The 9,209-nt window shown below is 71.8% G+C and carries 8 protein-coding genes; 1 reads left to right on the forward strand and 7 read right to left on the reverse strand.

From position 1 onward, the window contains the following. Positions 1-62 precede the first annotated feature (62 nt). The 6 genes from ybeY to hrcA form a co-directional block, all read right to left on the reverse strand. The gene (ybeY, locus tag C2L59_RS04190; protein ID WP_103348173.1) at positions 63-632 is read right to left on the reverse strand and encodes an rRNA maturation RNase YbeY; all 570 of its coding nucleotides are present in this window, start codon (positions 630-632) and stop codon (positions 63-65) included. Continuing rightward, entirely contained in the window at positions 629-1,696 is a 1,068-nt protein-coding gene (locus C2L59_RS04195; protein WP_103348174.1) for a PhoH family protein, read from the reverse strand. The genes ybeY and C2L59_RS04195 overlap by 4 nt, the downstream gene beginning before the upstream one ends. An 86-nt stretch (positions 1,697-1,782) precedes the next feature. Next, on the reverse strand, positions 1,783-2,145 hold the full coding sequence (locus tag C2L59_RS04200; RefSeq protein WP_103348175.1) for a histidine triad nucleotide-binding protein: 363 nt from the start codon (positions 2,143-2,145) through the stop codon (positions 1,783-1,785). A 447-nt stretch (positions 2,146-2,592) separates the two neighbouring features. Next, a complete protein-coding gene (locus C2L59_RS04205) occupies positions 2,593-3,345 on the reverse strand; it encodes a 16S rRNA (uracil(1498)-N(3))-methyltransferase (protein ID WP_103348176.1) in 753 nt (250 codons plus the stop codon). A 2-nt stretch (positions 3,346-3,347) separates the two neighbouring features. Next, entirely contained in the window at positions 3,348-4,514 is a 1,167-nt protein-coding gene (gene dnaJ / locus C2L59_RS04210; protein WP_103348177.1) for a molecular chaperone DnaJ, read from the reverse strand. Between the two features lie 31 nt (positions 4,515-4,545). Beyond that, the gene (gene hrcA, locus C2L59_RS04215) at positions 4,546-5,571 is read right to left on the reverse strand and encodes a heat-inducible transcriptional repressor HrcA (protein WP_103348178.1); all 1,026 of its coding nucleotides are present in this window, start codon (positions 5,569-5,571) and stop codon (positions 4,546-4,548) included. A gap of 241 nt (positions 5,572-5,812) precedes the next feature. On the opposite strand from hrcA, the gene C2L59_RS04220 reads away from it, so the two are divergent. Next, positions 5,813-6,193 (forward strand): YbaB/EbfC family nucleoid-associated protein, encoded by a 381-nt coding sequence (locus tag C2L59_RS04220; RefSeq protein ID WP_199198906.1) that lies wholly within the window; start codon positions 5,813-5,815, stop codon positions 6,191-6,193. A 1,169-nt stretch (positions 6,194-7,362) separates the two neighbouring features. Here C2L59_RS04220 and C2L59_RS48595 read toward each other — a convergent pair. After that, the coding region (locus C2L59_RS48595; protein ID WP_233223266.1) for an oxidoreductase at positions 7,363-9,209 on the reverse strand (1,847 nt) is incomplete at its 5' end.

A 9,209-nucleotide genomic window follows, 5' to 3' on the forward strand; every position in this document is an offset into this window, starting at 1 on the left:
CTGACGCAACCAACGCCACATTGGGGCGTTCGGGGCGGGGCCGGGAGCGGGGACGCGCGACACTAGGGCGTTTCCCCGGCCGGTGGTTCGGCGGCGGCCGCCGGGGATTCGAGCCCGGCGATGCCGAGGACGCGGTCGTCGGTGCTGCGCTGGGCGTCGCGCTTGTCCAGGGCGGCGACGGCGTCCTGGTACTCGCCGAGGATGCGCTTCTGGAGCGCGAACATCTCGCGTTCCTCGGCGGGTTCGGCGTGGTCGTAGCCGAGGAGGTGGAGGACGCCGTGCACGGTGAGCAGGTGCAGCTCGTCGATCAGGGCGTGGCCCGCGGTCTTGGCCTGGTCCTTGGCGAACGCCGGGCAGAGCACGATGTCCCCGAGCAGCGCCGGTGACGCGTCGGGCGCGTCCGGGCGGCGGGAGGAGTCGAGCTCGTCCATCGGGAAGGCCATCACGTCGGTGGGTCCCGGGAGGTCCATCCAGCGTTCGTGCAGGTCTTCCATGACTTCGAGGGTGACGAGCAGGATGGACAGCTCGGCGAGCGGGCTGACCTCCATCTTGTCGAGGGCGTAGCGGGCGGCGGAGACGATGGACGTCTCGTCGACGTTGACGCCGGACTCGTTGGCGATTTCGATGCTCAACGCCGGTTGCCCTTCCAGCCGTCGTTCTGCTGGGCGTCCTGCACGGCCTGCCATTTCTCGTAGGCGTCGACGATGCTCGCGACGAGCCGGTGCCGGACGACGTCCTGGCTGGTCAGTTCGGCGAAGTGGAGGTCCTCGACGCCGGTGAGGATGTCGCGCACCACGCGCAGGCCGCTGCGCTGCCCGCTGGGCAGGTCGACCTGGGTGATGTCGCCGGTGACGACGATCTTGGACCCGAAGCCGAGCCGGGTGAGGAACATCTTCATCTGCTCCGGCGTGGTGTTCTGGGCCTCGTCGAGGATGATGAAGGCGTCGTTCAGCGTGCGGCCGCGCATGTAGGCCAGCGGTGCGATTTCGATCGTCCCGGCCTGCATGAGCCGCGGGATCGACTCCGGTTCGACCATGTCGTGCAGCGCGTCGTAGAGCGGCCGCAGGTAGGGGTCGATCTTCTCGTTGAGGGTGCCGGGCAGGTAGCCGAGGCGCTCGCCGGCTTCGACGGCCGGGCGGGTCAGCACGATCCGGGTGACCTGTTTGGCCTGCAGGGCCTGGACGGCCTTCGCCATCGCCAGGTACGTCTTGCCGGTGCCGGCGGGGCCGATGCCGAAGACGACGGTGTGCTTGTCGATGGCGTCGACGTACCGCTTCTGGTTCAGCGTCTTGGGCCGGATGGTTTTCCCGCGCCGCGAGACGATGTTGAGGCTGAGCACCTCGGCCGGCGAGGCGTCGCCGGTGGAGAGCATGCCGACGGTGCGGCGCACGGTGTCGGGCCCGACCTGCTGCCCGCCGGCGGCGAGCTGCACGAGCTCGGCGAAGACGCGTTCGGCGAACGCGACGTCGGCGGGTGTGCCGGTCAGGGTGACTTCGTTGCCGCGAACGTGCACGTCGGCGGCGAGGAGCTCCTCGGCGACGCGCAGGTTCTCGTCGCGGGAGCCGAGCAGGCTCAGCGCGGCGGCGTCGGGGATGGGAAACCGGGACTGCGCGGCCTGGACGGCGGCATCCTCGGTTTTGGCGACGTCTCCGGGGACGTCGGGTCGGGCGGCACCACCCGGTACGGTTCCGGCCACGTGGCCTCAGGCCTGCTTTCTCGGTGAGGGAGAACGGACCCCACCGATGCTACTGGCACCCGCCGACAGGACGCAGGCCGGTTTCCCTAGTCCTCGTCGGGAGCCCCGAACAACCCGAGCGGTTCGCCGCCGAGCACGTGGGCGTGCACGTGGAAGACGGTCTGCCCGGCGTCGGAGTCGGTGTTGAAGACGACCCGGTACCCGCTCTCGAGGATCCCCTCACTCTCGGCAACCTTCCGGGCGGCAAGGGCAACATCGGCCAGCAACCCGGGATCCCCGGCGGCGAGCTCCCCCAGGTTCCGGTACCGCTTCCGCGGCACGACGAGCACGTGAACCCGCGCCTGCGGCCGGATGTCCCGGAAGGCAAAGGTGGTCTCGTCCTGGTAGACGACATCGGCCGGAATTTCCCCGGCAATGACCCGTTCGAAGAGAGTCTCGTCCTCACTCATGCGAGGACCCTACCGACCCGGACCACCCGGCCCCACGCCACACGCCCCCGGGGCCCGGGCCCCGACCCCTCCAGCGAGAAGGCCGAAGGCCACCGAGCCCGCAACACGCCGCACACACCAGACACCAAGCAAAACCCGCGGGGGTCCGGGGCTCGCCCCGGCTGGGGGTCTGGGGGTTTGACCCCCAGAAAACACAACGAACGCAAAGCGGCATCTGAACCGAGCGAAGCGAGGGAGAAGATGCCGCGGCGCGGTAGACCCTGGGGGTCGATCTACCGCAACCGCGGCGGCCGCCGGACCGAGGGGGGAGGTGCCCGGCGGGGTCCGTGTTCTTCCCAGTGGCGCACCCGAAACAGTGTGTGGTGCGTTAGTAAACGAGAGTAACGGGTCGGAGTGTGATCGCGCCATAACTCGGCGCAAAATGTCGCCGGTTTTTTAGGTGATCTTTCAGCTCCACCGCGTGCTGAGGGCCCCTAGTGCGCCCAACGCGACGGCTGCGGCCGTCGAGGTGCGGAGAACCGTCGTCCCGAGCCGGACAGCCCGCGCTCCCGCGTCTCGGAGGGTGCTCAGTTCCTCGTCGGTGACGCCGCCTTCGGGGCCCACGACCAGCAGGATGTCGCCGGTATCGGGCAGGGGCAGGTCCGTCAGCCGGTCGGGGACGTCGGACTCCAGCACGATCGCCAGTGACATCGTGGCCACCAGCCCGGCCAGCTCGCGCGTAGTCACCGGTTCGGTGACGTCGGGGACGTGGGCCCGCCGGGCCTGCTTGGCCGCGGCGCGGGCGGTGGCGCGCCAGCGGGCGAGCGCCTTGTCGCCGCGGCCGCCGTCTTCCCACTTGGCGACGCTGCGGGCCGCCCGCCACGGGACGATCGCGTCGGCCCCGGCCTCCGTGGCGAGTTCCACGGCCAGTTCCCCGCGGTCGCCCTTCGCCAGGGCCTGTGCGACCAGGATCCGCAGCGCCGGTGGCTCCTCGGTCCAGGACGACTCGACCGTCAGGGTCAGCAGCGGGTCCCGTCCGGCCTGGACGGCGTCGACGACGCACCGGGCCATCGCGCCGGCGCCGTCGGTCAGGACCAGCCGCTCGCCGGCGCGCAGGCGGCGGACGGTGGCCGCGTGCCGGGCTTCCTCGCCGTCGAGGACCGCGTGGCCCGACGACGGCACCGACGCGGCGAGGAAGACCGGGAGGGTCGTGCCGGGCACGGTCAGCGGTGGTTCTTGGCGCGGAGCTTGGAGAACAGCCCGCCGTGCTTGGTGCCGTTGGACGCCAGCGTCGGGACCTCTTCGCCGCGCTGCTGCGCGAGCTCGACGAGCAGTTCCCGCTGGGCGTCGTCGAGCTTGGTCGGGACCACGACGTCGATGTGGACGTGCAGGTCGCCGCGGCCGTCGACGCGGCCGGACGACCGCAGCCGCGGCATGCCCTTGCCGGTCAGGACGAGCTCGGCGTTGGGCTGGGTGCCCGCCTCGATGCCGAGGTCGTAGTCGCCGTCGACGAGCGTGGAGATCGGCACCGTGGCGCCGAGCGCGGCCGTCGTCATCGGGATCCGGAAGTTGCAGTGCAGGTCGTGGCCCTGCCGGACGAACACCTCGTGCGGCGTCTCGTCGATCTCGACGTACAGGTCGCCGGCCGGGCCGCCGCCCGGGCCGACCTCGCCCTGGCCGGACAGCCGGATGCGCATGCCGTCGCCGACGCCCGGCGGGATCTTCGCCGTGACGTTGCGGCGGGCGCGGATGCGGCCGTCGCCGCCGCACTGGCGGCAGGGGTCGGGGATGACCTCGCCGAAGCCGCGGCAGACCGGGCAGGGGCGGGCGGTGACGACCTGGCCGAGGAACGACCGCTGGACGGACTGGACCTCGCCGGCGCCGCCGCAGGTGTCGCACGTCTTGACCGAGGTGCCCTCGCTGGTGCCCGCGCCGCGGCAGAGGTCGCAGACGATCGCGGTGTCGACCGCGATCTCCTTGTCGACGCCGGTCGCGCACTCCTCGAGGGTGAGGCCGAGCCGGATCAGCGCGTCGGAGCCGGGCTGGACGCGGCTGCGCGGGCCGCGCCCGCGTCCGCCGCCACCGCCGGCCGCGCCGAAGAAGGCGTCCATGATGTCGCCGAGGCCGCCGAAGCCGGCGAACGGGTCGCCGCCACCGCCGCCGCGCGCGCCGCCGTCCATCGGGTCGCCGCCCAGGTCGACGATCTTGCGCTTCTGCGGGTCGGACAGCACCTCGTAGGCCGTCGTGACCTCGCCGAACTTGTGCTGCGCGTCTTCCGACGGGTTGACGTCGGGGTGCAGCTCCCGGGCCAGCTTCCGGTACGCGCGCTTGATCTCCTGATCGCTCGCGTTCTTGGCCACCCCGAGGATGCCGTAGTAGTCCCTCGCCACCGTCTCTGCTTCTCCTTCTGCTCTGCCCGGCTCAGCGGCCGGCCAGGATCTGCCCCACGTAGTTGGCGACCGCGCGCACCGCGGCGATCGTGCCGGGGTAGTCCATCCGGGTCGGGCCGACCACCCCCATGCCGCCGAGCACCAGGTCGTCGCGGCCGTAGCCGATCGAGACGACCGAGGTGCTGCGCATCTGCTCGTCCTCATTTTCCTCACCGATGCGGACCGTGATCGCACCGGGGTTGCGCGCGGCGGCCAGCAGCTTGAGCACGACGACCTGTTCCTCGAGCGCTTCGAGGACCTGGCGCAGCGAGCCGGGGAAGTCCGCGACGTTGCGGGTGAGGTTCGCGGTGCCGCCGAGCACCAGGCGCTCTTCCGGGTGTTCGGCCAGCGACTCGACCAGCACGGTGGTGATCCGGATGAGCGCGTCCCGCAGCCCGCCGGGCGACTTGTCGGGCAGTTCGGCGACGCGCGCCGCGGCGTCGTTCAGCCGTCGTCCGGACATGGCGTCGTTGAGCACGGTGCGCAGCCGGGCGACGTCCTCTTCGGTGACGACGTCGCCGAGGTCGACCGTGCGCTGGTCGACCCGCCCGTTGTCGGCGATCAGCACCAGCATCAGCCGCGCCGGGGTGAGCGGCACCACTTCGAGGTGGCGCACCTTGGCGTTGGTCAGCATCGGGTACTGGACGACGGCGACCTGCCGGGTCAGCTGCGCGAGCAGCCGGACCGAGCGCTTGAGGACGTCGTCGAGGTCGGTGCCGCTGTCGAGGAAGGTGGTGATGGCGCGGCGCTCGGCGGCGCTCAGCGGCTTGATCTCCGAGAGCCGGTCGACGAAGAGGCGGTACCCCTTGTCGGTCGGGACGCGGCCGGCGCTGGTGTGCGGCTGCGTGATGTAGCCCTCTTCTTCGAGCGTCGCCATGTCGTTGCGCACGGTGGCGCTCGACACACCCAGGTTGTGCCGCTCCACGATCGCCTTGGACCCGACGGGTTCCTGGTTGGACACGTAGTCGGCCACGATCGCGCGCAGCACGTCGAAGCGGCGCTCCTCCGCGTTGGCCACCGGTTCCTCACCTACCTCGCTCGCTGCTCCGATCCGAGTTTACGGAAGCCTGAGCCGGTCGCGCTCAACACGGGCCGCCCGCGTGCGGTAAAGAGCACGCAAACGGACTCCCGTGCATTCTTCCACCACGGCTTTTCCGGCTTGAACCGGGAACCGGAAAGCGGTTTGCTCCCTCTGAGCCAGGTCCCTTTCCCCGGCTTCCGAGGGCGCCGTGAACAGTTTTGATCCGGCTTCGGCCGGTATGCCCGAAATCGCCCGGCGCGCGGCCGAGGCGAAGGCGCGGCTCGAGCGCGTCTCGGCGACCGCCACGAGCGCCGACGGGGCCGTCACGGTCACCGTCAACACCGCCGGTGCGCTGCAGGAACTCGCCTTCGGCCCGAGCGCGGACGAGCAGCCGCGGACCCGGCTGGCCCAGGCCGTCCTGGCCGCCGCCCGCCGGGCGCAAATCGACGCGGCGCAGCAGCTGACCGGCATCATGGCGCCGGTGATCGGCGAACGCAGCGAAGCGATGGAATTCCTCAAGGAACAAATTCCGGCGCCCGAAGCACCGGCGGAAGAACCGCGCCGGAAACCGCCGTCCGACGACGACTTCGACACTTCGATCCTGCGCCGGGGGCACTGATGGCGATGAAGGTCGACTTCGCCGTCCTCGGCGGCCACGAGGACGAGGTCCGCGAGATCGCCGCCGAGGTGCAGGAGGCGCTCGACGCCGCGGACACCGCCCAGGCCCTCGACTTCGACGCCTCCGGGCTGGTCGGGCAGGTCTTCGCGCTGCCGATCCAGGCGTGGCTGAGCACGGCCGGCGGCTTCCTCGCCGCGGCGGTCGCGGCCGGCCACGAGGCCGCGGACCGGGTGAAGACCGCGCACACGACGTTCAGCGAGCACGAACACCGGACGAAGTGCCTGCTCGAAGGCATCGGCAAGGCTGCCGGCGTGAGGGAGCACTCCCTGGTCGCCACGGCCGAGGCCCCCGGCGGCTTCTGGAGCGGGATGGGCGACGGCTCGAAGGGCGAGCTCGGCAACCTGGGCGCGCAGACCGGCGGCGCGGGCAGCTTCAACGACGCGGCGGCCACGCTCACCGACGCCCGCACCGGCGACTGGGGCAACCTCGCGATGGACACCGGCGCGGCGCTGGTCGGCACCGAGCGCGGGCTGATCCGCGACCTGATCTCGTCGTTCGTCGGCGAGCTGATCGTCAAGGCCCTGGCCGCGCCGGCGGCCTCGTGGTGCACGTTCGGCGGGACGATCGCGGCGTTCATCGCGGACACGGTCGTCGAAGGAGGCGTGCTGGCGGAGAAGATCAGCACGCGCATCGCGAAGGTCGTCGAGAAGCTGGAGGGCCTGGCGAAGGGCGCGGGCCGGTCGAAGGCGGCCCTCGAAGGGGCGGCGAACGCGCTGAAGAAGGCGGCAAGGGGGCGAAGTCCGCCGAGGAGACGGCGAAGGGCTGGAGCGACGCGGCCAAGGAGCGCGTCCCGGGGCCGCGAGAAGCTCCTGGCGATCAGCGGCTGGTTCGCGTTCGTCTGCGGGCGCCGGCTCACCGACGCCTTCGGCGGCCGCTGGTCACGGTCACCGGCTGGACGCACGACTTCGGCACGGCTCGCCTCACCGACGAGTACCCGATCGGCCTGCACCGCAGCCCGGGGGCTTCAAGAGCCTCGAGTCGTCCAGCCTCCGCGCGGGCGGCCGGACCTGCCCGCTGGAGCGCAAGCTCCGCGAGCGGATCCGGCCGGACCGGGCCAACACGGTCCTGATCGCACCGCTGTCCCGGCCGCTGATCAACGTGCTCCCGGCTTAGACGGCCTGGCCGAGGGCGTCGAACTCGGCGTCGGTCAGCTCGATGTCCGCGGCGGCGACGTTGTCCTCGAGGTGCGCGACCGACGACGTGCCCGGGATCGGCAGCACGACCGGCGACCGCTTGAGCAGCCACGCCAGCGCGAGCTGCGACGGCGTCGCGTCGTGCTCCTTCGCGAGCGCGGTCAGCGGGCTGTCCGGCCCTGCGAGGGCGCCGGTGGCCAGCGGGAACCACGGGATGAAGGCGATGCCGTGCTCGGTGGCGTGCTCCAGCAGCGGTTCGGCGTCGCGCTTGGCCAGGTTGAACAGGTTCTGCACGGAGGCGATCTCGGCGGTCTTCTGCGCCTCGGCGAGGTCGCCGACGCCGACCTCGGACAGGCCGATGTGCCGGATCTTGCCCTCGTCCTGCAGCTTCTTGAGCTCCCCGACCTGCTCGGCCACCGGAACCTGCGGGTCGATCCGGTGCAGCTGCAGCAGGTCGATCCGCTCGACGCCGAGGTGCCGCAGGCTCAGCTCGACCTGCTGGCGCAGGTACTCGGGCCGGCCGACCGGGATCCACTGGTCCGGCCCCTGCCGGGTGAAGCCGGCCTTGGTCGCGATGACCAGGTCGTCGGCGTAGGGGTGCAGGGCCTTCTTGATCAGCAGGTCGGCGACGAACGGGCCGTAGGCATCGGCGGTGTCGATCAGGGTGACGCCCAGCTCGACGGCGCGCCGCAGCACGCGGACGGCCTCGTCCGGGTCCTTCGGGTCGCCCCACACCCCGGGCCCGGTCAGCTGCATGGCTCCGTACCCGAGGCGGGTGACCGGCAGGTCGCCGCCGATGGTGAAGGTGCCGGAGTTCTTCGCGCTCATGTTCGGTCCCATTCTCGTCCGGGGTGCTCGGAGGGTGAACCCCGCGAGTACCCCGGACGATTCCCGGAAACGCTCAGCGTCACCCTCCTTCGCCGCACCGGGGGAAGCGGCGGCTGCGCCCGGGCATGCGGGTGCCGGACCTCGATCGGTTTCGGTGTCGACCTCGACCACGGCGAGGTGCGCGCCGAACGGGAACGTCGGCTGGCCGTCGCCGAACCAGACGTCGGCGGTCAGCTTGCCGTCCGAGGCGGCTTCAGCCACCTGCGCCCAGCTCAGCACGGTGCTCGACGGCGCGCCGCGCACCTGCCAGACCCCGCGCTCGACGTCCAGTTCCAGATCGTCGGACGCGGCTTCCAGCAGGTCCGCCGCCAGCTCGCGGGCCTGGGCGATCACCGCGTCGGCCGCCTGCCGGATCGCCGAGCCGCCCAGCTGCAGCGACCGCGAGCCGAACGTGCCGATCGCCTTCGGCACCTCGTCGGTGTCGCCGTGGCGGACGGTGATCTTCTCCAGCGGCACGCCGAGCCGGTCGGACAGCAGCATGGCCAGGGACGTGCCGAGGCCCTGCCCGTGCGGCGAACTGCCGGTCCACGCGACGACCGAGCCGTCCGGATGGATGTCGACCCGGCCGCTCTCGCCACCGCCGTCGCCGCCGGTGATCTCGACGTAGGCGGCGATGCCGAGACCGAGCTCGACCGGGTCCCCCGCCTCGCGCCGCCGCTGCTGCTGCGCCCGCAGTTCCGGGTAGCCGGCGGCGGCCAGGACCTTGTCCAGCGCGGCCGCGTACTCCCCCGTGTCGTAGAAGGCGCCGGTCGGCGTCCGGTACGGGAACTCCTCGGGCCGGATGAAGTTGACCCGCCGGACGTCGGCCGGGTCCAGCCCGAGCTCGGCGGCGAACAGGTCCATCGCCCGCTCGACGGCGGCGGTCGCCTCCGGGCGGCCCGCGCCGCGGTAGGCCGCGACCGGCGTGGTGTTCGTGACCACCGCGCGGCTGCGCG

Source organism: Amycolatopsis sp. CA-128772 (assembly GCF_002904295.1).
Taxonomy (GTDB): Bacteria; Actinomycetota; Actinomycetes; order Mycobacteriales; family Pseudonocardiaceae; genus Amycolatopsis.